The organism is Neobacillus sp. GCM10027624 (assembly GCF_042675345.1).
Lineage (GTDB): Bacteria > Bacillota > Bacilli > Bacillales > Cytobacillaceae > Neobacillus > Neobacillus cucumis_D.
The window spans coordinates 517,576-543,757 of sequence record NZ_JBHTHD010000011.1; the positions used below are offsets into that span (position 1 = coordinate 517,576).

The 26,182-nt window shown below is 38.3% G+C and carries 33 protein-coding genes; 29 read left to right on the forward strand and 4 right to left on the reverse strand.

Annotated features, from left to right (window positions below; translation table 11 throughout):
* Positions 1-24 precede the first annotated feature (24 nt).
* Positions 25-267 (forward strand): YqkE family protein, encoded by a 243-nt coding sequence (locus ACFQZ9_RS18895; protein WP_133335775.1) that lies wholly within the window; start codon positions 25-27, stop codon positions 265-267.
* Between the two features lie 660 nt (positions 268-927).
* Here the strand turns inward: ACFQZ9_RS18895 and ACFQZ9_RS18900 are convergent.
* A complete protein-coding gene (locus tag ACFQZ9_RS18900) occupies positions 928-1,839 on the reverse strand; it encodes an aldo/keto reductase (RefSeq protein ID WP_498944916.1) in 912 nt (303 codons plus the stop codon).
* Positions 1,840-1,903: 64 nt separating this feature from the next.
* On the reverse strand, positions 1,904-2,035 hold the full coding sequence (gene mciZ, locus ACFQZ9_RS18905) for a Z-ring formation inhibitor MciZ (protein WP_498944917.1): 132 nt from the start codon (positions 2,033-2,035) through the stop codon (positions 1,904-1,906).
* A 73-nt stretch (positions 2,036-2,108) separates the two neighbouring features.
* On the opposite strand from mciZ, the gene ACFQZ9_RS18910 reads away from it, so the two are divergent.
* The 19 genes from ACFQZ9_RS18910 to ACFQZ9_RS19000 all read left to right on the forward strand — a co-directional run bounded on the left by ACFQZ9_RS18910 (position 2,109) and on the right by ACFQZ9_RS19000 (position 18,381).
* Positions 2,109-2,660 (forward strand): NUDIX hydrolase, encoded by a 552-nt coding sequence (locus ACFQZ9_RS18910; RefSeq protein ID WP_198309097.1) that lies wholly within the window; start codon positions 2,109-2,111, stop codon positions 2,658-2,660.
* Positions 2,660-3,826, forward strand: coding sequence for an endonuclease Q family protein (locus ACFQZ9_RS18915; protein ID WP_498944918.1), 1,167 nt, complete (start codon positions 2,660-2,662; stop codon positions 3,824-3,826). Before ACFQZ9_RS18910 ends, ACFQZ9_RS18915 begins: the two co-directional genes overlap by 1 nt.
* Before the next feature lie 122 nt (positions 3,827-3,948).
* Positions 3,949-4,596 (forward strand): stage II sporulation protein M, encoded by a 648-nt coding sequence (gene spoIIM, locus ACFQZ9_RS18920; RefSeq protein WP_026573363.1) that lies wholly within the window; start codon positions 3,949-3,951, stop codon positions 4,594-4,596.
* Between the two features lie 108 nt (positions 4,597-4,704).
* Positions 4,705-5,169, forward strand: coding sequence for a ferric iron uptake transcriptional regulator (fur, locus tag ACFQZ9_RS18925; protein ID WP_198309094.1), 465 nt, complete (start codon positions 4,705-4,707; stop codon positions 5,167-5,169).
* A 137-nt stretch (positions 5,170-5,306) separates the two neighbouring features.
* The gene (locus ACFQZ9_RS18930; protein ID WP_198309093.1) at positions 5,307-5,534 is read left to right on the forward strand and encodes a YqzK family protein; all 228 of its coding nucleotides are present in this window, start codon (positions 5,307-5,309) and stop codon (positions 5,532-5,534) included.
* A gap of 7 nt (positions 5,535-5,541) precedes the next feature.
* A complete protein-coding gene (xerD, locus tag ACFQZ9_RS18935; RefSeq protein ID WP_198309557.1) occupies positions 5,542-6,435 on the forward strand; it encodes a site-specific tyrosine recombinase XerD in 894 nt (297 codons plus the stop codon).
* A 210-nt stretch (positions 6,436-6,645) separates the two neighbouring features.
* Positions 6,646-7,830, forward strand: a complete 1,185-nt coding sequence (deoB, locus tag ACFQZ9_RS18940; protein WP_198309092.1) for a phosphopentomutase — start codon at positions 6,646-6,648, stop codon at positions 7,828-7,830.
* Positions 7,831-7,844: 14 nt separating this feature from the next.
* Complete coding sequence (locus ACFQZ9_RS18945) at positions 7,845-8,663, forward strand: purine-nucleoside phosphorylase (RefSeq protein ID WP_198309091.1); 819 nt, start codon at positions 7,845-7,847, stop codon at positions 8,661-8,663.
* A 37-nt stretch (positions 8,664-8,700) separates the two neighbouring features.
* Positions 8,701-10,005: a pyrimidine-nucleoside phosphorylase gene (locus tag ACFQZ9_RS18950; protein WP_498944919.1), complete on the forward strand. Its 1,305-nt coding sequence runs from the start codon at positions 8,701-8,703 to the stop codon at positions 10,003-10,005.
* A gap of 122 nt (positions 10,006-10,127) precedes the next feature.
* On the forward strand, positions 10,128-11,300 hold the full coding sequence (locus ACFQZ9_RS18955) for a D-alanyl-D-alanine carboxypeptidase family protein (protein ID WP_498944920.1): 1,173 nt from the start codon (positions 10,128-10,130) through the stop codon (positions 11,298-11,300).
* A gap of 128 nt (positions 11,301-11,428) precedes the next feature.
* Positions 11,429-11,779: an anti-sigma F factor antagonist gene (spoIIAA, locus tag ACFQZ9_RS18960; RefSeq protein ID WP_198309088.1), complete on the forward strand. Its 351-nt coding sequence runs from the start codon at positions 11,429-11,431 to the stop codon at positions 11,777-11,779.
* A 2-nt stretch (positions 11,780-11,781) separates the two neighbouring features.
* Entirely contained in the window at positions 11,782-12,222 is a 441-nt protein-coding gene (spoIIAB, locus tag ACFQZ9_RS18965) for an anti-sigma F factor (RefSeq protein ID WP_026573354.1), read from the forward strand.
* A 12-nt stretch (positions 12,223-12,234) separates the two neighbouring features.
* On the forward strand, positions 12,235-12,993 hold the full coding sequence (gene sigF / locus ACFQZ9_RS18970; protein WP_198309087.1) for an RNA polymerase sporulation sigma factor SigF: 759 nt from the start codon (positions 12,235-12,237) through the stop codon (positions 12,991-12,993).
* 103 nt (positions 12,994-13,096) lie between these two features.
* A complete protein-coding gene (locus tag ACFQZ9_RS18975) occupies positions 13,097-13,717 on the forward strand; it encodes a stage V sporulation protein AA (RefSeq protein ID WP_498944921.1) in 621 nt (206 codons plus the stop codon).
* Positions 13,707-14,129 (forward strand): stage V sporulation protein AB, encoded by a 423-nt coding sequence (locus ACFQZ9_RS18980; RefSeq protein ID WP_498944922.1) that lies wholly within the window; start codon positions 13,707-13,709, stop codon positions 14,127-14,129. The genes ACFQZ9_RS18975 and ACFQZ9_RS18980 overlap by 11 nt, the downstream gene beginning before the upstream one ends.
* Positions 14,130-14,161: 32 nt before the next feature.
* A complete protein-coding gene (gene spoVAEA, locus ACFQZ9_RS18985; RefSeq protein WP_133335801.1) occupies positions 14,162-14,734 on the forward strand; it encodes a stage V sporulation protein SpoVABEA in 573 nt (190 codons plus the stop codon).
* On the forward strand, positions 14,724-16,202 hold the full coding sequence (locus ACFQZ9_RS18990) for a spore germination protein (protein WP_198309083.1): 1,479 nt from the start codon (positions 14,724-14,726) through the stop codon (positions 16,200-16,202). The genes spoVAEA and ACFQZ9_RS18990 overlap by 11 nt, the downstream gene beginning before the upstream one ends.
* Before the next feature lie 156 nt (positions 16,203-16,358).
* On the forward strand, positions 16,359-17,663 hold the full coding sequence (gene lysA, locus ACFQZ9_RS18995) for a diaminopimelate decarboxylase (RefSeq protein ID WP_198309082.1): 1,305 nt from the start codon (positions 16,359-16,361) through the stop codon (positions 17,661-17,663).
* A gap of 367 nt (positions 17,664-18,030) precedes the next feature.
* Positions 18,031-18,381, forward strand: coding sequence for a GNAT family N-acetyltransferase (locus ACFQZ9_RS19000; protein WP_198309081.1), 351 nt, complete (start codon positions 18,031-18,033; stop codon positions 18,379-18,381).
* An 87-nt stretch (positions 18,382-18,468) separates the two neighbouring features.
* On the opposite strand, the gene ACFQZ9_RS19005 is transcribed toward ACFQZ9_RS19000, so the two are convergent.
* Complete coding sequence (locus ACFQZ9_RS19005; RefSeq protein WP_498944923.1) at positions 18,469-19,014, reverse strand: DUF309 domain-containing protein; 546 nt, start codon at positions 19,012-19,014, stop codon at positions 18,469-18,471.
* A gap of 136 nt (positions 19,015-19,150) precedes the next feature.
* The gene (locus ACFQZ9_RS19010; RefSeq protein ID WP_035423899.1) at positions 19,151-19,237 is read right to left on the reverse strand and encodes a YjcZ family sporulation protein; all 87 of its coding nucleotides are present in this window, start codon (positions 19,235-19,237) and stop codon (positions 19,151-19,153) included.
* Between the two features lie 203 nt (positions 19,238-19,440).
* Between ACFQZ9_RS19010 and ACFQZ9_RS19015 the strand changes: the two genes are divergently transcribed.
* From ACFQZ9_RS19015 to rluB, 9 genes are all read left to right on the forward strand, one after another.
* On the forward strand, positions 19,441-20,214 hold the full coding sequence (locus ACFQZ9_RS19015) for a segregation/condensation protein A (RefSeq protein WP_498944924.1): 774 nt from the start codon (positions 19,441-19,443) through the stop codon (positions 20,212-20,214).
* Positions 20,201-20,788: an SMC-Scp complex subunit ScpB gene (gene scpB / locus ACFQZ9_RS19020; protein ID WP_198309078.1), complete on the forward strand. Its 588-nt coding sequence runs from the start codon at positions 20,201-20,203 to the stop codon at positions 20,786-20,788. Before ACFQZ9_RS19015 ends, scpB begins: the two co-directional genes overlap by 14 nt.
* 91 nt (positions 20,789-20,879) lie before the next feature.
* Complete coding sequence (locus ACFQZ9_RS19025) at positions 20,880-21,287, forward strand: hypothetical protein (RefSeq protein WP_498944925.1); 408 nt, start codon at positions 20,880-20,882, stop codon at positions 21,285-21,287.
* Positions 21,288-21,319: 32 nt separating this feature from the next.
* Positions 21,320-21,808: a YpuI family protein gene (locus ACFQZ9_RS19030; RefSeq protein ID WP_498944926.1), complete on the forward strand. Its 489-nt coding sequence runs from the start codon at positions 21,320-21,322 to the stop codon at positions 21,806-21,808.
* 123 nt (positions 21,809-21,931) lie between these two features.
* The gene (locus tag ACFQZ9_RS19035) at positions 21,932-22,822 is read left to right on the forward strand and encodes a superoxide dismutase (RefSeq protein ID WP_498944927.1); all 891 of its coding nucleotides are present in this window, start codon (positions 21,932-21,934) and stop codon (positions 22,820-22,822) included.
* 119 nt (positions 22,823-22,941) lie between these two features.
* A complete protein-coding gene (locus ACFQZ9_RS19040; protein WP_198309074.1) occupies positions 22,942-24,084 on the forward strand; it encodes a D-alanyl-D-alanine carboxypeptidase family protein in 1,143 nt (380 codons plus the stop codon).
* The gene (locus tag ACFQZ9_RS19045) at positions 24,077-24,664 is read left to right on the forward strand and encodes a nucleoside recognition domain-containing protein (RefSeq protein WP_198309073.1); all 588 of its coding nucleotides are present in this window, start codon (positions 24,077-24,079) and stop codon (positions 24,662-24,664) included. The genes ACFQZ9_RS19040 and ACFQZ9_RS19045 overlap by 8 nt, the downstream gene beginning before the upstream one ends.
* Before the next feature lie 7 nt (positions 24,665-24,671).
* Positions 24,672-25,208 carry a spore maturation protein gene (locus tag ACFQZ9_RS19050; RefSeq protein ID WP_198309556.1) on the forward strand — a complete coding sequence of 179 codons (537 nt, stop codon included), beginning with the start codon at positions 24,672-24,674 and terminating at the stop codon, positions 25,206-25,208.
* Between the two features lie 176 nt (positions 25,209-25,384).
* On the forward strand, positions 25,385-26,122 hold the full coding sequence (rluB, locus tag ACFQZ9_RS19055; protein WP_498944928.1) for a 23S rRNA pseudouridine(2605) synthase RluB: 738 nt from the start codon (positions 25,385-25,387) through the stop codon (positions 26,120-26,122).
* Positions 26,123-26,182: the final 60 nt, after the last annotated feature.

Below are 26,182 nucleotides of genomic sequence, written 5' to 3' on the forward strand. Positions count from 1 at the left end.
CATTATGAAGGGGGAGCCAAAACCGTGAAAAAGCAGCCGAAACAGAAACCGAAAAAAGATGAATCCGTCGTTACGCTGAAGGATATGATGGATCCCAATTTACTAAAGCAGCTAAAAGAGCAGCAGGAGAAGCTAAAGATAGAGGAAGAGAATAAAAGAGCTGAAGAGGAGTTTAAAAAGCGAGAAGAAAGAAGATTAAAGGAAAAGAACAAATCCTTTGAAGAGCTGTTAAATGAAAGCGGAATGAACTGGAAAGAATTTAAATAGGGCTCTTAGAAAGTGGAAACTGTCTTTGTTGCAGGTTTATGGACATAATTTGGTGGTAGTGCAAGGAAAATGTTCTAAAAAAGAATTTTAAGGACAAAATTTGGTTGGTGGGCGGAGAAAATGTCCTAAAAAAGAATTTTAAGGACAAAATTCAATCTGACAGCGAGAGAAATGTTCCAAAAAAGTTTTTTAAGGCCAAAATGTGATCTGAGAATGATAGAAATGTCCTTATTCTTCGCTATGAAGACCAAGACTCGTAGCGAAACCTGTGGAAATGGTCTTCATAAGGTCGATGAAGGCCAAAACTCGTAAAGGAACCTGCGGAAATGGTCTTCATAAGGTCGATGAAGGCCGAAACTAGTAAAGGAACCTGCGAAAATGGTCTTCATAAGGTCGATGAAGGCCGAAACTCGTAAAGGAACCTGCGAAATGGTCTTCATAAGGTCGATGAAGACCAAAACCCATCAAGGGATCCGGTGAAACGTCCTTCATAAGATCGATGAAGGCCAAAACTCATCAAGGGCCCCGGTGAAACGTCCTTCATAAGGTCGATGAAGGCCAAAACTCACCAAGGTTCCCAACAAAACGTCCTTCATATTCTTCTAGTATCAATAATCCACCCACAAATAACCCACTGGACAACTCCCAGTGGGATTTCTTTTACCGATGCTCCTGATAAACGCTTGCCTTTGTCAGCTTTCTAATAAAGCTAATCTCCTCATCTGACAGTGCCCGGCTCCTTGCCGCCGCCGCATTGCTTCGCACCTGCTCCGGACTGCTCGCACCGGTAATCACTGATGCAACAGTTGGGTTGGTTAAATTATATTTGAGTGCGACTTCTGTAAAAGAACGTCCCAAAGCAACCTTTTCCTTCAACAATGGCAATACTTCTTGCAACTCCTCCAGGCTATAATCCAAATAGCCTTTTCCCGAAGCCTTTTCAAGCATTCTATCACTGAGAAGACCTTTGGCGAGAGGACCACGGGTAACAACACTAATCCCATGCTCAGCAAGCAGTGGCAATGCCTCTTCTTCAGGACGGCGATCCAAAATACTATATTGCATCATTACTGAAACCATTTTGGATTTCCTTACAAATTCACGAATGACATTTGGTCGAATCGATGAAATCCCATAATAGCGAATATAGCCCTCTGCCTTCAATTCCTCAAATGCTTCAATGGTTTCTTCTATTGGGTCTTCAATGGTCCCGCCGTGCAGCTGGTAAAGGTCAATATAGTCGGTACCAAGTCGTTTCAAGCTGTATTTTACTTCTTCCTTTATGTAAGACTTGGATGGGTCCCAAGACCAGCCGGCCCGGTCCTTTCTCCAGCGATTACCTACTTTTGTAGCAAGAATCACCTTATCTCTGACAGCCTTTAAAGCATCACCGACCAGTGTTTCATTTACTCCAAAATCGTATAAATCAGCGGTATCAAAGTAGTTAATCCCCTCATCCAAAGCAGTATCAATAATATAGCGGGCTGCTTTTTCATCGGTGCCAATTGACATACACCCTAAGCCCAATTCAGTCACAAACAAATCAGAGTTCCCAAGTTGTCTTTTTTTCAAAAAACCACCCCGTTCTTTTTCCTACAATTTTATAAAAGAATAGGGGAGACTACAAATGGAACGATTATTTTTGGGAAACATCCTTTACCCAATCCGAAACATTAACAAATTCTTTATTATATACCTTAAGCTTTTGCAGTACTTCCCAGCCTTTGCCGACAAGGATGACGCCCTTTTCGTGTACGTACACCTTCATCCCATACCCCTCCAAATAAAGTATGGTAAAATGTATGAGCAATGAATAGCGGATTAGAACAGGAGTGACAATTATGGGCAATCTTGAAGAAAAAACAATCCATAGTGAAGAAATTTTTTCTGGCAAGGTCGTCAGCCTGCAAATACAAGAGGTTGAACTACCTAACGGAAAAAAGTCGAAACGTGAAATTATCAAACACCCTGGTGCAGTGGCGATCATCGCCATCACCAATGAAAATAAAATCGTCATGGTAGAGCAATATCGCAAAGCCTTGGAAAGAACGATCGTTGAAATTCCTGCGGGAAAGCTTGAAAAAGGAGAAGACCCGGCCCTTTGTGCCCACAGGGAACTTGAGGAAGAAACAAGCTATGTATGTGAAAGCCTTGAACTGCTGACATCTTTTTATACCTCACCAGGTTTTGCCGATGAAATCATTCATGTTTACCTTGCAAAAGGACTTTCGAAAAAAGAGAATTCAGCCGCTCTCGATGAAGATGAATTTGTAAATATTGAGGAATTGACCCTTGATGAGGCCATTCAATATATGAAAGATCAAAAAATCTACGATGCCAAAACAATTTATGCCATTCAATATTTGCAATTACAAGAGGCACTAGCAAAATAATGAAAAATTATTATGTGGATTTACATATTCATATTGGCAGAACCTGGACGGGTAAGCCTGTCAAAATTACCGGTGCCAAATCGTTAACCTTTACAAATATTATTGAACATGCGAGGCATGAAAAAGGTTTAAATATGGTGGGGATTATTGACAGCCATTCCCCGGAGGTTATTTTGGAAATGGAAAGTCTAATTGAAAGTGGAGATCTTTTCGAACATCCTGATGGCGGTTTAGTATTTGGAGATTTAACGGTGATTCCTGGGTCAGAATTGGAGATTTATGATGAACAGTGCAATGGGCCAATCCATATACTAGGTTTTTTCCCGACACTAGCCATCATGAGGGAATTTTCATCCTGGCTTTCAAAAAATCTAAAAAATGTCCAGCTAAGCTCACAACGGGTATATGCTACAGGTCTCGAACTGCAAAAAAAGATTAAAGACTTAGGAGGGATTTTCATCCCGGCCCATGTTTTTACCCCGTTTAAAAGCTTATATGGGAAAGGGGTTAATCGTTCCTTAACAGAGGTATTTGACCCAAACCTAATTGATGGGATTGAGCTTGGTTTAAGTTCAGACACTGACATGGCGGATCAAATTGGGGAAATTCACAAATATACGTTTGTTACAAACTCGGATGCCCATTCCCTCGCAAAGATTGCCCGAGAATATCAAGTAATCGCAATGGAAGAGCCGACCTTTAAGGAATTGCAAAAAGCATTAAACGGTGAGGATGGTCGTGGAATTGTTGCCAATTACGGGCTTGATCCGCTCCTTGGCAAATACCATAAAACTGTTTGTGCAGAATGCTTACATCCGGCGGGTGAAGATGATCAAATTTGTTCACTTTGCGGGAACAAAAAAATCATTAAAGGTGTAGCAGATAGGATTTTAGAATTAAAAACAGCAGAAGAGGGCCCTTCAAATAGACCGCCATATGTTCACCAAGTACCGCTGGAGTTTATCCCAGGGTTAGGGCCGAAGCTGCTTGAAAAACTTGTCAATCATTTTGGAAGTGAAATGGCGATTTTGCATGAAGTCCCGGCAGAATCATTAAAAGAAGTCGTTCCTCCCAAAATTGCTGAATTAATTATGAAGGCGAGAGAAGGAGAAATTCATCTATCTGCAGGCGGCGGTGGCAAATACGGGAAAATCGCGGATCAATAAATAATTAGGGTTTGACTCCATAGGGTCAGACCCTTTTATATTATCTAATAATTTTTGGTCATAGAAAAGATAGACAAGCATAGTATGTAATAATTGATTGTCCGAATAGGGAGGAAACGCAAATGAAGAAACGATTGTACCAGTCCGATGCCGCCAGTTATTTCCGTGAGCATTCCTCAATTTTTTTATTTATTATCGTGTTATTTTTAATGGGTGTTATTTTTGGAGCTATTGTCGTAAATAGCATGGGAATTACGCAAAAAGAAGATCTATTCTACTATTTGTCGCAATTTTTTGGCCAGATTTCTAATGGGAAAGTGGCAGAAACAAATGATTTATTTTTCCAAAGCTTCTTTCATAACAGCAAATTTATTGGACTCATGTGGATCTTGGGGATTTCCATTATTGGTTTACCAATCATTCTCATTCTTTTATTTTTAAAGGGTATGGTAGTTGGTTTTACGGTTGGTTTTTTAGTCAGTCAAATGGGCTGGAATGGATTTTTACTTGCATTTGTATCCATCCTTCCGCAAAATTTGATTATCATTCCGGTATTTATCATAATGGCGGCATTTTCAGTTATTTTTTCAATTAGGATGATTAAAAAGCAGTTTTTAAAAAAGTATGGACAGCCGATTATGCCCTTTTTCAAACGATATATTTTTGCTTTACTGGCAGCTGTCATTTTCATCTCCGCCGCTTCTGGAATTGAAGCTTATATGTCGCCATGGTTAATGAAAACAATCATTAGTTCTGCTAATTTAAAATAATTATATAATAATAATCGATATAAACTCTTGTTTATAATTATTTTATTTTGAATCTCTTTTCCCATCTGTTATAATGAGAATTAACAGTGGCGAGGGAGGGACTTCGGGATGGAAACTAGAATAGAAAGAATAAAAAAACAGTTGCACTCATCGAGCTATAAGCTGACACCTCAACGAGAAGCAACCGTTCGAGTTTTACTTGAAAATGAAGAGGATCATTTGAGTGCGGAAGATGTGTACCTCCTCGTTAAAGAAAAATCGCCGGAAATTGGCTTAGCAACTGTTTATCGGACTTTGGAACTTCTAACGGAATTAAAAATTGTCGATAAAATTAATTTTGGTGATGGAGTATCACGCTACGACCTTCGTCAGGAGGGAGCAGCACACTTTCATCATCATCTCGTATGTATTGAGTGCGGTGCAGTGGATGAAATTCAAGAGGATCTTCTTGAAGATGTTGAAGAAACGGTTGAACGCAGATGGAATTTTAAAATTAAAGATCATCGCCTCACCTTTCATGGCATCTGCTATCGCTGCCAAGATAAAAAAACGGAACAAGAAAAAACAGAATAAGAATAAACGAGTCCTTTTTAATGAAAAGGACTTTTTCTATTATAAATAAATTTCCCCATTTCTTACTGTAAAGGTATAAAACTTGTACAATTTGGCATACCTTTTACTATTATGAAGCAATTTGGGGGAAGAAGAGAATGGTTTCTTTTATAAAAGTCGCACTTCAAACCATAAAGGTTTTTATCATTTTCACTGGATGCACGATTCTCTTTTATTATGGTATTATGTGGGTAAGTCAGGAATATCAAAATTACCATCACTATGATGCGCCTGAGGGAGCTGCGTTAAAGGTATCCAGTGAGGTAAAGGATGAAAATCCAGGCTGGTTAAACCGGTTGATATTGTTTTATTTAAATGGGGAGTAAATAGATGATGGAGAATCAATTAAAAGATTTTATAGAATTTTTAATAGTAGAAAAAGGCTTGGCCAAGAATACGATTATGTCTTATGAACGAGATTTGAAGAGTTATATCCGCTTTTTACAACATGTTGAAAGGATCTCCTCTTTTAATCTTGTCCAGCGTGTGCATATTGTTCAATTTCTCGGTTTTTTAAAAGAACAAGGGAAATCATCAAAAACCATTGCGAGACATATTGCCTCCGTAAGAGCCCTGCATCAATTTTTATTAAGGGATAAAGCAACAGACCAAGACCCCTCTGTCCTAATCGAAACTCCAAAATTAGAAAGGTCGCTTCCGAAGGTATTAAGTCTGAAAGAAGTAGAAATATTGTTGGATTCGCCTAAGGAAAATAATCATTTTGGAATTAGAGATAAGGCCATGCTGGAACTCCTCTATGCAACCGGAATCCGTGTCAGTGAACTGATTAATCTTGATATTGACCATGTTCATTTAACAATGGGATTTGTTCGATGCATCGGAAAAGGGGAAAAAGAACGGATTATACCAATCGGCAAAACAGCTGCAGAAGCTATTAAGCGTTACCTAGAGTATGGGAGAGGGCATTTTGTTACCCAAAAAAATCAGGATAGCGCATTATTTTTAAATCATCAAGGAAAACGGTTAACACGGCAGGGCTTTTGGAAAATATTAAAAAAGCTCACAAAAGAAGCGGGAATTGAGAAAGAGTTAACCCCTCATACACTTAGACATTCCTTTGCAACACACCTGCTTGAAAATGGAGCAGACTTAAGAGCAGTGCAGGAAATGCTCGGACATGCTGATATTTCCACGACACAAATTTATACAAATGTGAGCAAAACAAGATTAAAGGATGTTTATAGTAAATTCTTTCCCCGTGCATAATAGAATTATAGTTTTCTTGTTCAAAAAACTGTCTAATTTTAGGCAGTTCTTTTTCTTGTATTTTCCTAATCTTTTAGTAAAATAGAGATGTCAGACTTCTGACGAATGAATGTGCTTTCATGGTTAATCTGGATGAAAAAGGGCAACATATGATTGCTTATTATTTTGTTTTGAGTGTAACCGTTTACCACGAAACAAGGAGGAAAATTTATGACTGCAAATACATATAAACGGATATTTTTAATCGTGATGGATTCAGTAGGAATTGGCGAAGCTCCCGATGCCGAACGGTTTGGCGACAAAGGGGCTGACACCTATGGTCATATTGCAGAAAAAATGAACGGTCTTCATATGCCAAACATGGCAAAGTTGGGTTTAAGCAACATCCGCGAAATCAAAGGTATCCCAAAAGCGGAAAAACCACTTGCTTTTTATACCAAGATGATGGAAGCCTCTAACGGCAAGGATACGATGACAGGACATTGGGAAATCATGGGCTTAAATATTCAGACCCCCTTCCGTGTATTCCCTGAAGGTTTTCCGGATGAACTTGTTTCAGAACTGGAAAAACGAACGGGAAGAAAGGTAATTGGAAATAAACCTGCGAGTGGAACAGAAATTTTAGTTGAACTTGGGGAAGAGCATATGAAAACGGGAGCACTAATTGTCTATACATCTGCTGATTCCGTGCTTCAAATAGCTGCCCATGAAGAGGTGGTACCTCTTGAAGAATTATATAAAATTTGTAAAATTGCACGCGAATTAACTCTCGATGAAAGATATATGGTGGGCCGGGTCATTGCTCGTCCGTTTATAGGCGAACCTGGTAATTTTAAGCGTACCGCAAATCGCCATGATTATGCATTAAAACCATTTGACCGAACAGTGATGAGTGAGTTAAAAGACTCTGGGTTTGACGTAATTGCGATTGGGAAAATTTCCGATATTTATGACGGGGAAGGGGTAACACAATCCTTAAGGACCGTTTCTAACATGGATGGAATGGATAAGTTAGTTCAAACCCTGGATATGGAATTCACTGGAATTAGTTTTTTGAATTTAGTTGATTTTGATGCCCTTTATGGACACCGCCGTGACCCTGAGGGATACGGCAAAGCATTAGAAGAGTATGATACACGTCTGCCTGAAGTGTTTGCAAAAATGAAAGAAGGGGATTTGCTCCTCATTACAGCAGACCATGGAAACGACCCAACAGCACCCGGAACAGACCATACAAGAGAATATGTCCCATTACTTGTATACGCTAAGAACATGGAACAAGGAAGAGAACTTCCATTAAGAAAAACATTTGCAGATATTGGGGCTACGGTTGCTGAAAACTTCCATGTGAAGATGCCGAACTATGGTCAAAGCTTTTTAAGCGAATTGAAATAGAAGGGGAATGAAAAATGGAAATTGAAAAGATTCAAAATGCGGCAGGATTTTTAAAAGGAAAATATTCAAAAACCCCAAAAATTGGCCTTATATTGGGTTCAGGTCTTGGTGTATTAGCAGATGAAATCGCCCAGCCGGTTAAAATACCCTATCATGAGATTCCGGATTTTCCGGTCTCCACGGTTGAGGGCCATGCAGGACAATTAGTTTTTGGTTCCCTAAGCGGGGCAGAGGTTGTCGCCATGCAGGGACGTTTTCATTTTTATGAAGGATACAGTATGGATAAAGTGACATTTCCAGTAAGGGTGATGAAAGAACTTGGAGTTGAAATGCTGATTGTGACAAATGCAGCGGGTGGTGTCAATGAAAGCTTCTCTCCAGGAGACTTAATGATTATTACGGATCATATTAATTTTATGGGAACAAATCCGTTAATTGGTCCGAATGACTCCAAGCTTGGCGTTCGTTTCCCGGATATGTCTGAGGCGTACACAAAAGAATTACGGGCGATTGCAAAGGAAATTGCCGGCAGTCTAAAAATCGAGGTCAAGGAAGGTGTTTATGTGGGCTTTACTGGCCCTGTTTATGAAACCCCTGCTGAAATAAGAATGGCTAGGGTGCTTGGCGGTGATGCAGTTGGAATGTCGACAGTTCCGGAAGTAATTGTGGCACGCCACGGCGGCTTAAAGGTTTTGGGGATTTCTTGTATCACTAACATGGCATCAGGAATCCTAGATCAGCCATTAAGCCATGATGAAGTGATTGAGACGACTGAAAAGGTAAAAGCAAACTTTCTTTTATATATAAAGGAAATTGTGAAAGGGATCGCTTAATTTCCTGTATTTTAAACTCGTAAAGTGGTGATGAATAATGAGAATGGTCGACTTAATTGAAAAAAAGCGCGATGGGCATGAATTATCAACAGAAGAAATTAAATTTATTATAAATGGTTACACGGATGGCTCTATTCCCGATTATCAAATCAGTGCATGGACAATGGCCATCTATTTTCAAGGGATGACAGAAAAAGAACGAGCAGATTTAACAATGGCAATGGTGGAGTCCGGTGATCAAATTGATTTATCAAAAATAGAAGGAATCAAAGTAGATAAACACTCCACCGGCGGTGTTGGTGATACCACCACACTCGTCCTCGGTCCGCTTGTGGCTGCCCTTGGAGTACCGGTTGCCAAAATGTCCGGGCGCGGCCTTGGCCATACAGGAGGCACCATTGATAAATTGGAGGCAGTTAAGGGATTCCATGTGGAAATTGAAAACAAGGAATTTATTGATCTCGTCAATAATAATAAAATCGCGGTAATTGGTCAAAGTGGAAATCTGACCCCTGCTGATAAGAAGCTTTATGCTCTTCGGGATGTAACAGCTACAGTCGACAGCATTCCTCTTATAGCAAGTTCCATAATGAGTAAAAAAATTGCAGCAGGTGCTGATGCCATTGTCCTAGATGTAAAAACAGGTGCAGGCGCGTTCATGAAAACATTGGATGATTCCAGAGAATTGGCCAAAGCAATGGTTCGAATTGGGAATAATGTTGGTAGAAGAACAATGGCGGTTATTTCAGACATGAGTCAGCCGCTTGGATATGCCATTGGCAATGCGCTTGAAGTAAAAGAAGCCATTGATACGTTAAAAGGGGAAGGCCCTGATGATTTAACAGAACTTTGTTTAACACTTGGAAGCCATATGGTTTATTTAGCTGAAAAGGCAGATTCTTTAACAGAAGCCCGGACAATGCTTGAAAACGTGATTAAAAACGGAGAGGCACTTGAAAAATTAAAGGTATTTTTAAGTTCCCAAGGCGGGGATGCATCTGTCGTGGATGACCCTTCCAAATTGCCTCAGGCAAAATTTATTTTTGAATTGGAAGCAAAAGAAGATGGGTATGTATCCGAAATTATTGCTGATGAAGTTGGAACAGCTGCGATGTTGTTAGGTGCCGGCAGAGCAACAAAAGAATCTGTAATTGATTTAGCTGTCGGGCTAGTCCTAAGGAAAAAAATCGGCGACGAGGTGAAAAAAGGTCAATCGTTGGTTACGATTTACAGCAATTTTGAAGATGTGCGTGAAGTGAAAAATAAACTTTACGAAAATATCAAGATTTCATCTTCAATAATAGAAGCGCCAATCCTAATTCACGAAGAGATTACTGAATAATGTTTGGTTTGAAAAGTCCGGGGGAAACCTGGACTTTTTTTATTGTATACGTAGGAAATTATTGTATAAAGTTGTTTGATTTGGAAAAAATGTTATCTATATAAAGAATGGAGGGTTATGCGATGAAACGAATCGTCTCTTTAATGATGATATCTTTTTTGGTTACAAGTTTATGGATTCCTTCCGCTTTTGCGGCTGAAGAAAAGAATAGCACCGAGCTCGTTAATAATGTTAGATCAGCGGTATTAATTGAACGTGATACGGGAAAAGTCCTTTTTGAGAAAAATAGTCAAGAAGAGCTACCGCCGGCAAGTATGACAAAAATCATGACAATGCTGTTAATTATGGAAGCAATTGATCAAGGAAAATTGAGCTGGAATGAAAAAATTCGAGCAAGTGAATATGCTGCCTCTATGGGAGGTTCACAAATTTTTCTTGAGCCAGGCGAAGAAATGACTACAAAGGAAATGCTGAAAGGAATTGCAATTGGTTCCGGAAATGATGCTTCTGTAGCAATGGCCGAAAGAATCGGTGGGTCTGAAGAAGCATTTGTCGACATGATGAATAAAAAAGCTAAAGAGTTAGGATTAAAACATACTTTCTTTAAAAATACTACGGGGCTTCCAGTAAGCGGTCATTATAGTTCAGCATATGATATGGCGATTATGGCAAAAGAACTATTAAAATATGAGGACATCACAAAATTCACGGGAATGTACGAAGCATATCTTCGCGAAAATACAGACAAAAAATTTTGGCTCGTTAACACGAACAAACTTGTCCGCTTTTATCCCGGCGTGGATGGCTTAAAAACTGGCTTTACCGCAGAAGCCAAATATTGTTTAACAGCAACAGCCCAAAAGGATGGAATGCGCGTCATAGCCGTTGTATTTGGTGCTCCAACATCGAAGGATAGGAATGCTCAGGTAACAAAAATGCTAAATTATGCTTTCAATCAATATCAAACCCATCCAATGTATAAGCGGAATCAGGTCATAAGCAAAACACATGTAAGTAAAGGGAAGGAAAAGACGGTGGAGGCCGTAACAAGTGAGCCACTTTCTTTATTGACTAAAAAGGGTGAAAAAACGAAAGATGTAAAACAAAAGGTCATTCTAGAGAAAGGTTTAGATGCTCCTATCCATAAAGGTGACAAAATAGGAACCATTAAACTGATTAAGGATGGAAAAGTAGTTTTGGAAAGTCCTCTAGTGGCTAAAACGGATGTTAAAGAAGCAAGCTGGTGGACTCTTTATAAACGTGCATTTGGGATGTTTACAAAATCCGGTAAATAAACATATGTCGAAAATAAAGAATTATTCACTAGTTTTGGCGAATTACGACTAGTTTTGTCCCGATAGGAGGAAATGTATGCCCCTCCATCGAATTGACTCACTATACCAGATTAAGGAGGCCAGGGATAGTGAGTCTTAACATTGAATTAGAAATAAAACATGATGTTTTATGTATTCGATTAAGCGGTGAACTAGATCACCATACAGCAGACGAACTCCGTGAGCAGGCTGCAAATACGATTGAAAGAAATGAAATTCGTCATATTGTTTTAAATTTGGAACAGTTGACCTTTATGGATAGCTCAGGACTTGGAGTTATTTTAGGAAGATACAAACAAATTAAGCAGGTGCACGGTGAAATGGTTGTTTGTGCAATCTCCCCTGCAATACAAAGGTTATTCGATATGTCGGGTTTATTTAAGATTATTAAAATGGAACCGACTGAAAACTGCGCATTGCAAAAATTGGGGGTTGCATAAAAATGAAAAATGAAATGAATCTTCAATTTAGTGCGTTAAGTCAAAACGAATCTTTTGCGCGTGTAACCGTTGCCGCGTTCATTGCTCAGCTTGATCCGACAATGGATGAACTGACTGAAATTAAAACAGTTGTATCAGAAGCGGTAACGAATGCAATTATTCATGGCTATGAAAATGATTCAAAAGGAATTGTCTATATTGACGTTAGCATCGAGGATAATGTAATTGATATGACGATTCGAGACAAAGGAATTGGAATTGTAGATGTGGAGGAAGCTCGTCAGCCATTATTTACAACAAAACCGGACTTGGAAAGATCCGGTATGGGATTCACCATCATGGAAAATTTCATGGATGAGGTCGAGGTTCTCACGCAGCCAGGTAAAGGAACCGAAGTAAGATTACGAAAGCATTTACAATCTCGCAAAATGCTGTGCAATTAAGGAGACTTGCCGATGGATGTGGAGGTCAAAAACGATAAAAGCAGGCCGTATTTAAAGGATCATGAAGTAAAAGAATTGATTAAAAAGAGCCAAGATGGGGACCAGGAATCCAGGGAGTTAATTGTTGAAAAAAATATGCGTCTTGTCTGGTCTGTTGTTCAGCGTTTCTTAAATCGGGGCTATGATCCGGACGATCTTTTCCAAATTGGTTGTATTGGCTTATTGAAGTCAGTGGATAAATTCGACCTTTCTTATGATGTAAAGTTTTCAACTTATGCTGTTCCGATGATTATTGGCGAGATTCAACGATTTATCCGTGATGATGGAACGGTTAAAGTGAGCCGATCGTTAAAAGAAATGGGCAACCGAATTCGAAAGGCAAAAGACGAATTATCGAAGACGCTCGGCAGGATACCGACAGTGAATGAAATATCGGAGTACCTTGATTTATCACCAGAAGACGTCATTCTTGCCCAGGAAGCCAGCAGGACACCATCTTCTATACACGAAACAGTCTATGAAAATGACGGGGATCCCATCACTCTCCTTGATCAAATTGATGATGGCAACGACGGAAAATGGTTTGATAAAATTGCCTTAAAAGAAGCAATTCGTGAATTGGATGAGCGCGAAAGATTAATTGTTTATTTAAGATATTATAAGGATCAAACTCAATCAGAAGTCGCATTAAGGCTGGGAATCTCTCAGGTTCAAGTTTCAAGGCTCGAGAAAAAAATATTGATGCAAATGAAAGACCGAATGGATCAATGATTCATCCGGTCTTTTTTTTGTACCATTTTTTGGGTTTCATTAAAAGGGAAACAATTAACCATACTACTTATACGAGGAAATCAATGTGTGGGAAGTGAATGTTTTGGAAAAAACAATCTACATCCGCATGCGGAATCGTGTGAAAACTAATCCGGAAGATGTAATTATACTGAAGGATGTGGCTCAAATCATTGCCCCGGAAACTGATATGACTAAATTGGAAAATACCGTCATACATCGAATATCTGATAAAGATCGGAATATCGTCGTTATTGATGTAATGAAAGTAATTACTCAAATAACGGCAAAATTTCCTGAAATGGAAGTCCAAACAGTTGGACCAGCACAAACGATTATCGAAGTGATTACAAAGAAAAAAGGAGTTTCTCTTCCTTTATTTCTGTTAATTTGGTTTTTATTATTCTTTGGTTCAGCTATGGCCATCATGAATTTTCATGATGATGTCAGCATGAGAAGTGTTCAGGAAAAAATTTATACCATTATTACCGGTAGAAAAGTTGCAAAGCCATGGTTATTTCAAATTCCTTATTCCATTGGTTTAGGATTGGGGATGATTTTATTTTTTAATCATGTGTTTAAAAAGCGAATCAATGATGAGCCCAGTCCACTCGAAGTCGAAATGTTTAATTATCAAATGGATTTAGATAATTACCTAGTCATTCATGAAAACAAAGAAAGTATGAAGAAACTTGATGACAATTAAAATTTTAGCCATACTCTTTTTTGGTTTAGCAAGCGGATTGGCTGTTGGTTCTGGCTTTGTAGCTTTTTTAACTGTACTTGGGATTATTCCAAGATTAACACAATTATCAAAAACACAAAAAATGATACAACAATATGAATGGGCTGTTGTCATCGGTGCCCTTGCAGGGGTTGCTATAAGTCTCAGAGATCCAACTTTAGGAATTTCAGCTTATTTTTTGATTCCTCTTGGTTTAACTGAGGGAGTCTATGTGGGAATGCTTGCAGGTGCATTAACTGAAGTATTAAATGTGCTTCCAATTCTTGCAAAAAGAATCCGGTTGGATGAAGAAATTATCTATTTAATAATGGCTATAGTTCTTGGGAAAGTTGCAGGCTCCCTATTTCAATGGGTTTATTTTATTCATCATTAACATGAATCTAGCCATGAAAGGACATCACAATCATGAGCATTCGGAGGCGTGTCATTTTAATTACTGATGGAGATGATTATGCGAGAAGAGCTGTCGAGCATGTTGCTAAGGAAGTGGGCGGTCGCTGCATTTCTATGTCTCATGGGAATCCTTCCAAATTAAAAGGTCCTGAACTTATCCATTTAATAAAAAAAGCTCCAAATGATCCGGTGTTGGTGATGTTTGATGATAGTGGAATTGTGGGTGAGGGTGCGGGTGAAAATGCCCTGAAATTTGTTGCATTACATAAGGATATTGAGGTACTGGGTATTATCGCAGTAGCTGCAAAGTCAAGACATGAAGAATGGGCGAGGATTGATGTAAGTATTGACCGCGATGGTGAAATAACTCCCTATGGAGTAGATAAATTTGGTATACCGGAACTTGAAATTGGCAGAATAAATGGAGATACCGTTTACTGTCTTGACGAATTGGATGTCCCGCTAATTGTTGGAATCGGCGATATCGGAAAAATGGCAAGGCGGGACGACTACAGGATCGGCTCACCGATTACGAAAAAAGCGGTGGATCTTATTCTCGAAAGGAGTGGTTTTCATGACAAATAGTACGGAGCAACAATGGCCAATCCCGAAATCAGTGAGTGAAGTTGAACATTATATGAAACAAAAGGTTGGTTTAGGAGTAAGCTTCGATTTAAATATTCGAAAGTTAAAGGTTTTGAAAAAAGATGTACACATATATTCTGTAAGTGGATTGGTTGATACCCGATTTGCGATTGAATTGGTTGAAGAATTAGTTGAAATTAATGACCATGAAAAATTATCTACAGATCTTTTTAAAATTATTGAAAACAGACTCGTTAACCAATCGGTACAACCAATCACATTACTAACCGAAATGGTCGACTATATCCTTTCTGGATTAATTGTTGTAGTAATCGATGGGGAAAGTACCGGATTTGTTGTCGATGTAAGAAGTTACCCTGGACGCTCTCCGCAGGAGCCAGATACAGAAAAGGTTGTAAGGGGAGCACGGGATGGCTTTGTCGAAAATATTATTCTTAATACTGCTTTAATTAGAAGGAGAATAAGGGACGAACGTCTTCGATATGAAATGATTAAGGTTGGGAAACGTTCAAAAACAGATGTTTCTTTATGCTATTTAGAAGATGTGGCAGACTCTGATTTATTAAATATTCTTAGAAAAGAATTAAAGTCGATTGACGTAGATGGAGTCCCAATGGCTGATAAAACGATTGAAGAGTTTATCTTAAAGCAGGGGTGGAACCCTTTTCCACTTGTACGGTATACTGAGAGGGCTGATGTGGCTGCTGCACATGTATTAGAAGGTCATGTAATTATTATTGTAGATACATCACCTAGTGTAATCATAACGCCATCTACTTTTTTTCATCATGTGCAGCATGCTGAAGAATTTCGCGAATCTCCTGCTATGGGTACCTTTTTAAGGTGGACCAGGTTCTTAGGTGTCCTGACATCTATTTTCTTACTGCCTTTATGGCTGCTTTTCGTACTGGAGCCATCATTATTGCCTGAAAAGCTTTCGTTTATTGGTCCCAATGATCAGACCAATATTCCAGTAATTATTCAAATATTTTTAGCGGATTTTGGGATTGAATTTTTAAAGATTGCTGCCATACATACTCCGACACCGCTATCAACAGCAATGGGTTTAATTGCAGCTGTGTTAATTGGACAAATTGCAATTAGTGTCGGTCTGTTTGTACCGGAAGTTATTCTTTATGTAGCGGTCTCAGGGATAGGCACGTTTACGACACCTAGTTATGAATTAAGCGTTGCGAATAAAATTGGTAGGCTTACGCTACTGTTGCTGGTTGCTTTCTTTCATACACCCGGGTTTGTTATTGGTGCAACACTTTTATTTCTTTTCCTTGTTAAAATGCGTGCGTTTAATACACCATATTTCTGGCCATTCCTGCCATTTGAACCTAAAGGGTTTTTACAAATTATTTTACGAAGGGCCGTTCCAGGTTCATTACTTAGACCAAGTATTGTTCATCCGCGCAACAGGTATCGCCAGCCCCCAGAGTGAAGGAATGTATAAATTAAAAAAAATTGCAGATTTTTCGTTGTTATGCTAAAGTAATTTTAATTTAAAATTGTAAAAATAGGCAGTATCTTTTGCAGATCCTGTCTATTTATTTATTGATGCCATTTGAATTTGAGTCATTGCGGGGAGAGGGAGATAATGCATTTTTATGGTTCTACGGGTATAAATAGTAAGGGGAATTTAGAGATAGGCGGCCTCGATGCAATTGATTTGGCAAGAGAGTACGGTACCCCTCTTTATGTTTATGATGTAGCATTAATTAGAGAAAGAGCCAGGGGATTTAAGCAGGCCTTTGAGGAGCAAAAGGTTCAAGCTCAGGTTGCTTATGCCAGCAAGGCTTTTTCGACGATTGCCATGCTTCAGCTTGCAGAGGAAGAAGGTTTATCACTTGATGTTGTCTCAGGTGGTGAATTGTATACAGCTTTAGCCGCCGGGTTTCCGGTTGAACGAATTCATTTTCACGGAAACAACAAAAGTAGAGAAGAATTGGAAATGGCTTTGGAAAATAGGATAGGCTGCATAGTCGTCGATAATTTTTATGAGTTGGATCTCTTGAAATTAATTTGTAATGAGAAAAATACGATGGTCAAGATTTTATTAAGGGTTACCCCGGGTATTGAAGCTCACACACACGATTATATTTTAACAGGGCAGGAAGATTCTAAATTTGGGTTTGACCTCCAAAATGGGCAAGCAGAGGCGGCATTATCAGCAGCACTTCAATTTAAAAACTTTGATGTTTTAGGAATCCATTGTCATATTGGCTCACAAATTTTCGAGACAACCGGATTTTTATTGGCAGCTGAAAAATTAATTGAAAAATTAAGTGAGTGGAAAAACAAATTATCTTTCGAAGCAAAGGTTCTGAACTTAGGCGGAGGCTTCGGAATCCGCTATACGAAGGAAGATGAACCATTACTTCCCTATCAATATGTAAGTGAAATTATTAAAGAAGTAAAAAGCTTAGTAAGCGGCTATTCGCTCAGAATGCCGGAAATATGGATTGAACCGGGTCGGTCACTTGTAGGAGATTCTGGGATTACTTTATACAAAATCGGATCCTCAAAGGAAGTTCCGGGAGTTAGAAAATATTTGGCTGTTGATGGGGGAATGAGTGATAATATTCGACCTGCACTCTATCAAGCCAAGTATGAAGCGGTGCTGGCAAATAAACCATTGGAGAAAGCGGATGAAACCGTTTCTATTGCTGGAAAATGCTGTGAGTCTGGTGATATGCTCATCTGGGATTTACCACTTCCAAAACAGGGGGATGAAGACATCCTTGCAGTTTTTTGTACAGGTGCTTACGGCTATTCTATGTCAAACAATTATAACCGTCTGCCAAGACCGGCCGTTGTATTTGTTGAAAACGGCAAATCTGCACTTGTTGTTAAAAGGGAAACCTATGAAGATTTAATCAGACTGGATTTGCCGCTCAAGTGATAAGCTGCCCATTTCGGGCGGCTTATTCCTTTATCGGTTCAAAAGAGAAATAGATTATTTTTGTCAAATAGTGTAGAATGTAGAAAGCATCTTCAATCTTTTGGAGGAAGTCTTGAATGAAAAAAAGTAATTGGCTATTGTTTGGTATCCTAATTGCCCTATCTATAATATGGGGGATTATTTATTGGGTTTTTATTGGTCCGAAACATCCCTAATATTTGGGATTGATGAATAAGCATTTATTTTGTATGATTGACAAGAGCGCAACCAGGGCTGTTAAAACATATAATACATAAATTGTAATTAGTGAATTTTTGTAGAGATAGAACATAATTGCGGGGTTTATTTAATATAATGAGGGATCAATATGTTAATTCGGTATAAAAAAGCTTTCGAAAAAATTGCGATGGGTTTATTGTCCTTTATGCCAAATGAAAAGGACTTAAAAAAACTCCAGCAAACAATGAAGGAATATGAGACAGAAGAATTTAGGCAGTTGTTTTTGTGGAAGGAAGAAGACATTATTGGTCTTCTTGGGGTAATTAATCTTGATACATCGAATGAATTAGAGATACAGCATATTTCTGTGAACCCTTCTCATCGTTATCAAGGGGTCGGTAAAAAAATGGTTAAAGCACTCAAGGAAATGTACCCTGAAAAAAACATTACTTCTAATGAACAAACTCAAGCTTTTGTTGAAAAATGTGATATATGTTAAATCATCAAAAAAAGGCAACGATTACATTTTATCGTTGCCTTTTTTTAATTTAGCTCTGTTAAACTTGGTTGTTGATTTCCGCTCCAATTAACGTTTTTCAAAATCAACATTGTCCTTTAACACAGCCTTTAATTTAATTGCATGTTCTCTTTCTGCAATTACACTTGTTCGATCACGCAATTTATGTCGATGGACCAATGAAGCTTTTGTAAGATCACTATGTCTCCCCCAGTTGAATCCTTTTTGTCTACATAGATGTATACATTGATTCAGCAAGATGGGATCCTGAATAGGAAGCAGCATGCTAACATAGGGGGCTCTTTTTTCAATCTCTGATAAGCGGTCATTCAATTCCTTAATTAAGAGGGTATATTTCAAGCCCGCTTGGGTAACTGCTTCAGGTTGGCTTTTAAAAATGGAAATGGCTTTTTCCAAAGTTCGATTTGCTCCAATAAAATTGGTCCGTCGATGGTGGTAATTTGCTACAGCCAGTTGGATAAATCCAACCCAAATGGATTCTTTATTCCCCGGGTCTTTTCTTTTCCAATATTCTTCAAGAATTTCATGGCATTCAAAATAATCACGGTCACCATGAAAATGAACCATGTATTCAATAAATTCTTTTGGATACAACTTTCATCCCCCTTAGCCTTTTTCGTCTTTTTAGTTTATCATATTTAAGGTTATCCTTGCTTTATAGAAGCTTTATAGGGTTAAAATAAAAAAGCCTGCCAAATGGCAGGCTGGGCGCTTCCGCTATTCTAATTCATTACCAAACCCAAGAAGCACCAACAATAATTAATAAAATGAATAGAACTACGATTAACGCAAATCCTGCACCAAAACCGTCAGCCATATTCAATACCTCCTAAATGTTATTTGCTTTGTTCAATGACATCATATGTAGAGAATTTGTCCAGTGTTTGGGCAATCATCACGTTTTGGTTAATATCGCTTCTAGAAGGGGGATTTTTCTATTGGATAACGAAACTGATTCCTCTATACTTATAATAGTCGAAAAAAGTCCGACGAATTTTTCAGGAATACTGGTGAATAACAATGCCATACAAGGTTAAAATTGATGCGTTTGAAGGGCCCTTGGATTTATTACTGCATTTAATAAATCGGCTCGAAATTGATATATATGATATCCCTGTTGCCCAAATTACAGAGCAGTACTTAATATATATTCATACAATGAAGGAACTGAAACTTGATATAGCAAGTGAATTTTTAGTAATGGCTGCTACATTGTTGGCAATCAAGAGCAAGATGCTCTTACCAAAAAATGAAGAGATAATGGAAGATATGGATACCGAAGCACACTATGATGAAGAAGATCCAAGGGACGAACTTGTTGAACGGCTGATTGAATATCGAAAATTTAAAGAAGCAGCCAATGATTTAAAATCAATGGAAGAAGAACGCGGCCTCATGTATACTAAGCCGCCTAGTGATTTATCGGATTTTGCAAAAGAAAAACAGCCGGAAAAAGCAGAGCTTAATGTTTCGCTTTATGATATGCTGGCAGCGTTTCAAAAACTGCTAAGAAGAAAAAAGCTTCAGCGTCCAATGTCAACAAAAATTACACGTCAGGAAATTTCGATTGAGAAAAGAATGTCCGAAATCATGGATGAGTTAAAGCATTTAAAAGGGCGCAAAAACTTTAATGACCTCTTTCCCAACCCGGAGAAAGAGCATGTTGTGGTAACTTTTTTGGCTATCTTAGAACTGATTAAAAGAAAAGAAATTGATGTTGAACAACAGGAAAACTTTGGTGATATTTTTGTAGAGGCAATTAAGGAAGGAAGAGAAGTGGTTGGAAATCATTAATTGGAGCAGTATTTTAGAAAGTCTATTGTTTGCAGCCGGTGATGAAGGATTGACATTAAAACAAATTGCCGAGGTTTTAGAGGTAGACGAGCAAAAGGCTGGTGAAATAATAGAAGAGTCGATCCAAGAATATGAGCGTAACGAACAAAGAGGAGTTACGATTGTACAGCTTGCCGGGACGTTTCAGCTAGCTACCAAGAAAGAAAATGCATTATATTTGAAAAAATTGGTTGACTCTCCAAATACGTCCGCGCTATCACAGGCAGCATTAGAAACACTTGCAATTATTGCCTATAAACAACCGATAACCCGTGCTGAAATAGAGGAAATTCGGGGGGTAAAAACAGAGAGGCCGCTTCATACTCTTGTTTCAAAGGCACTTATTAAAGAAGTTGGACGTGCAGAAGGTACAGGTAGAGCCATATTATATGGAACAACGAAGGAATTTCTCGACTATTTTGGTTTAAAGAGTCTTAAGGAATTACCAAAGCTGCCTGAAAAAGCAGAAGAAGAATTTGTCCAAGAGGAAGCGGATTTATTTTTTGAGAAGTTTCAAGAAACACTTGAATCATAGAATAAATAGGAAACATAAAGGAATATTTATGTTAAAATAGAAATAGCTTTCAAATTTCATTAATTTCTTATTGTTTAGGAGTGGGATTAAGGTGCTAATTAATCAATCCGGCGGGTATGAATTAGAAAAGGAAAAATCAAATACCTCTGAAGATTTCTTTAACAGAAGTGAAGTAACTTTTGTGGATGAGGGAGAGGAAAAAACCCTACACGTTCTCTATCTAAGGTACTTTGATGAAATGTTCAATGAATTCACTCCCTATCAACAGGACCCGATTTTTGATGAAGTAGAATTCAAGGAAATTGTTGCCCTTGTTTGCCTAATTAAAAATCCAGGACTGCGCCATCGTAAACGTGTATACATTAATTCTAAGCATGAGTTTGCAGCCTATTTCCAGGATATTGATTTTAATAAGCTGCCTGAAATTTTTCAATCTCTTAAACAAAACAAAAGTTATGAATTAAAATCACCGCTTGCCTTTATTATGCAGCCAAAATAATATTAGATTGGACAAAATCCGGGGGTGTAAATATGGGGAATACTTTAGTAGAATCACAACTTAATGATGTCAAGGGGTTTTTAAAAGAGACTATTCAGACACTGGAAGGTTTCTTAAATGAAACAACGATTTCACAATTTAATCCCGAAACTGAGGAAAAACGAAATTACCTTAAATTAATTGTTTCAAATATGCGGAAACTGCTCGTGTACAGTGAGGAAAGCATCGAGACATGTGCGTTAATCCTTCAAAGTGAGCCGTTTCAAAAGGCTGCAGCAGAAAAAACACTGTACCGTATTTATCATCAATGTATCGAAGAATTCTTTTCTCCAAAAAACGATGCATGGTATGAGGACAGCAGATCTGCGTATACAGGAAAAAATTCAATTAAATATTATCAACCCGTACCGGAAACCATTCAAAATCTAATTAAAGGTTTAGAAGGTGATTTCCAACGGATTCGAGAAGAGCTGGAATTTTACGAAACAGATTATCGTACAAAAATGGCCCAGTCTAAATAAAAGAAAAGGTTATTCCTTATATTTAGGAATAGCCTTTTTTGCATTATTAAGAGTTTCGGAACATACCATTTAGATAGACTTCGATTCGATTCTATAAATGATCTGTTTGAAATGAGGGAGACCATGAGCAAATTTAGAAAATATGTAAATGAGCTCTTTGAATGGAATGAGCAAATGAGAGATTTTTTAGAAATGGAAAAGGTTGAAGCAGATTCAGATTTATGGAAGAATCTTGATGACTTTAGTGATTTAATCGAGAACACAAATCGGGAGTTATCGGATGCTGAACTTCTTAGCTTGCAGTCGAAGGCTGAGTCCATTCATGAACAATTGGAAATTTATTTTCAAAGAAAACAGGATGTTGGAAATATTTGGTTATTAGAGAAGTCACTCGCTCCTGGAGGCCATTCACTTCCGGAACTGTCCTACCCCTATAATGCACTTGAGCCATACATTTCTGAAGAGATTATGAGGCTGCATCATGGAAAGCATCATCTATCATATGTGAATGGCTTAAATAATGCTGAATTAAACCTAAAAAAAGCACGGGAAAGTAATGAATTTTCTCTAATTAAGCATTGGTCAAGAGAACTAGCTTTTCATGGTTCGGGGCATTATCTTCATACGATTTTTTGGAAGAATATGAGTCCAAATGGTGGGGGCACACCACAGGGACCTCTAAAGGACGAGATTGAGAACTATTTTGGGAGTTTTTCAAGCTTCCAGAAGCATTTTAGCGAGGCTGCAAAACAGGTTGAGGGATCAGGTTGGGCCTTGCTCGTTTGGTCACCGATGGCAAGGCATCTCGAAGTACTGCAAACAGAGCGACACATGCTGTTAACTCAATGGAATACCATTCCATTGCTCGTTCTTGATGTATGGGAGCATGCTTATTATCTCCAGTATAAAAATAAGCGTGCTGAGTATGTGGAAAACTGGTGGAACATCGTCAACTGGCATGACGTAGGAATGCGCTTCGAAAAAGCGGCAGATATTAAATGGACAGCAATTTAATTTATAGAAGCAATCGCATATCCAGCGATTGCTTTCGTTTTTTTTCTCATTGATGCATAACAAGCCTTGTCCTGCATAAAATTGTAAAAGAAATTAAAGAAGGGGACGAGGTAAATCTAATGAGAATGATATGGAAGCTAGTTATTTTTTCTCTCGTGGTCACACTATTCATTGCTAACATTCCTCAAAAGGTGGATGCTTCCGTTTCCGTAGGTGCTGCCAGTGCGGTTTTAATGGAACAAAAAACGGGTCGAGTCCTTTATGAAAAGGATGCACACACAAAGAGAAGGATTGCCAGTATAACCAAGATTATGACGGCGATTCTAGCGATTGAATCAGGAAAAATGAATAAATACGTGAAGATAAGTGATCAGGCTGTCAGGACAGAAGGATCATCTGTTTACCTAAAACCGGGCGAAAAAATAAAATTAAAGGATTTAGTCTATGGTTTAATGCTTAGGTCCGGGAATGACACAGCTGTAGCGATTGCAGAGAATGTTGGTGGGAGCGTTGAAGGCTTTTCACTCTTAATGAACGAAAAAGCAAGAGAAATCGGCATGTTTGATTCCCATTTTTCGAATCCACATGGACTCGATAATTCTCCGGAACATTATTCATCTGCCTATGATATGGCGTTGCTTATGCGCTACGCAATGAACAATAAACAGTTCAGAGAAATTTCCGGTACAAAGGTACATCGGGCGCCAAATCCAACAGAAGATTGGGACCGCGTATGGAAAAATAAAAATCGTTTGTTAACAAAATATAAATATTGCACAGGCGGAAAAACCGGGTATACAAAGCTCGCGAAAAGAACGCTCGTTACATCAGCAACTAAAGGAGATATGGACCTCATTGCAGTAACATTGAATGACTCAAATGACTGGGACGATCATATCGCCATGTATGAAAGTGGTTTTAAAGGCTTTGATATGACAGAGGTTATCCCTAAAGGAAAGCTTGATATTTCTACTAATAAAATCTATAAGAACCATTTGTATATAAAAAATTCAGTTGTCTATCCAGCTACAAGTGAAGAAATGGATTTATTTAGTGTTAAATATAAATTGAACAAGCCATCTAAAAAATGGTTGGATTCGAAGAAAACCAGAAAAATCGGTAAAGCGATGGTTTTTTTGGATGGCAGGGTTGTGAAAGAAGTACCAATCTATTATAAGGGCATCAAGGTTAATAAGGATGGATTATTCGAGTTTGTGAAAGAGATCTTTCTCTCGATTATTGGTGTGAAAACAAATGGTTAACTATATATGGGTTGGTATGACCATCATTGGTATTGTGTTTGCATTGATCAACGGGAAAATGGAGGATGTAAATAAGGCGATCTTTTCAGGTGCGCAAGATGCTGTAACTCTTTGTATTGGTTTAATTAGTATCCTCGTGTTTTGGCTCGGAATGATGCGGATTGCTCAAGAAGCAGGGCTTCTTGAGAAACTATCCAAGTTATTCCAGCCGTTGGTAAAACGCTTGTTTCCCGAGGTTCCAGTTAATCACCCGGCAATGGGGTATATATTGTCCAATATGATTTCCAATATGTTTGGACTGGGAAATGCGGCAACTCCTCTTGGAATTAAAGCAATGGAGGAGCTTAAAAAATTAAATGGCGGCAAGAATTCAGCCAGCAGGTCTATGGTTACCTTTTTAGCAATAAATACAGCAAGTATCACGATTATACCCACTACAGTTATTGCCATCAGAATGACCTACAACTCAGCATCCCCTACAGAAATAGTTGTTCCAACATTAATTGCCACTATTTTATCAGCATTTGGTGCAATCCTGATTGACCGTTATTTTTATTATCGAAGAAGCCGAAAAGGATGAAAAGGACATGGAGCTGATCTCGGGTATCTCTCTTGGTTTTATTCCTATTTTAATAGGTTTTATTTTACTCTATGCAACGTTCAAACAGGTTCCTACCTATGAAAGCTTTGTAGAAGGGGGAAAGGAAGGAATCAAAATTGCGGTTTCAATTATTCCTTTCCTCGTTGGGATGCTCGTTGCCATTACGGTATTCCGGGCATCAGGTGCGCTGGATGCCTTAATGAAATGGATTCGACCGGCAATGGAAGCAATCGGAATCCCTGCTGAGATTGTTCCCTTATTGTTTATCAGACCCATTTCCGGAACAGCGGCGCTGGGAATGACAAGTGATTTAATCAAAGTCTACGGTCCTGATTCCTTTATTGGCAGGCTGGCATCCGTCTTGCAGGGAAGCACGGATACTACTTTTTATGTTTTAACCGTCTATTTCGGTGCGGTTGGAATCAAAAAAATGGGGGATGCCTTAAAGGTGGGCCTTTTAGCTGATGTAGTTGGAATTGTTGTTGCCATCATTGTGGTTGCTTTTATTTTTGGAGCAAAATAGGGATAAAATAAAAATAAAGAAAGCAAGTTCCTGCGAGAGGGGCTTGCTTTCTTTATTTTGGTATATCATTAGCTTTGAAAAATGTCGAAGTTATGTCATAATTCATTAGGATGGAATAAAACTAATTGCTTCCTTATTAATTGTTTTAAAGTAAAATCCCCGAGGTGAAATATAAAATGGAACGATTGCAAAAGGTAATGGCCGCAGCAGGTATTGCTTCAAGAAGGAAATCAGAAGAATTAATCAAAGAAGGAAAAGTGAAGGTAAATGGTAAAATTGTTACCGAACTTGGTTTAAAGGTCTCTGCAAACGATAAAGTAGAAGTTAATGAAATACCAATTGAAAGGGAAGTGCCAGTTTATTTTCTATTGTACAAACCGCGCGGTGTGATCTCAAGCGTTAGTGATGATAAGGGAAGAAAAGTGGTTACAGATTTTTTTTCAGAATTTAATGAGAGAATTTATCCTGTAGGGCGTCTAGATTATGATACATCTGGTCTTATACTAATGACGAATGATGGAGAATTTGCTAATTTATTGATGCATCCAAGGAATGAAATTGAAAAGGTTTATGTTGCAAAAGTAAAAGGGATTCCACAAAAAGAAAGTTTAAGAAAATTAGAAAAGGGCATTCGTCTCGAGGATGGGAAAACCGCTCCTGCAAAGGTGAAAATGCTTTCATTAGATAAAAAGAAACAAACAGCCATTGTTGAAATTATTATCCATGAAGGCCGAAACCGCCAAGTTAAAAGAATGTTCGAAGCAATTGGACATGAGGTAATAAAATTGAAACGTGAACGTTATGGCTTTCTAACATTAAATGGACTAAGTGCAGGTGATGCAAGAGAATTAACTCCGCATGAAGTTAAGCAGCTAAGGGCACTTGCAATGGAATCTACAAAAAAAAATTCATAGAAGTTTCACATTTGCTCGTTTTTGTTAACAATAGCACGGTGTTGGAAAATGATATAATTT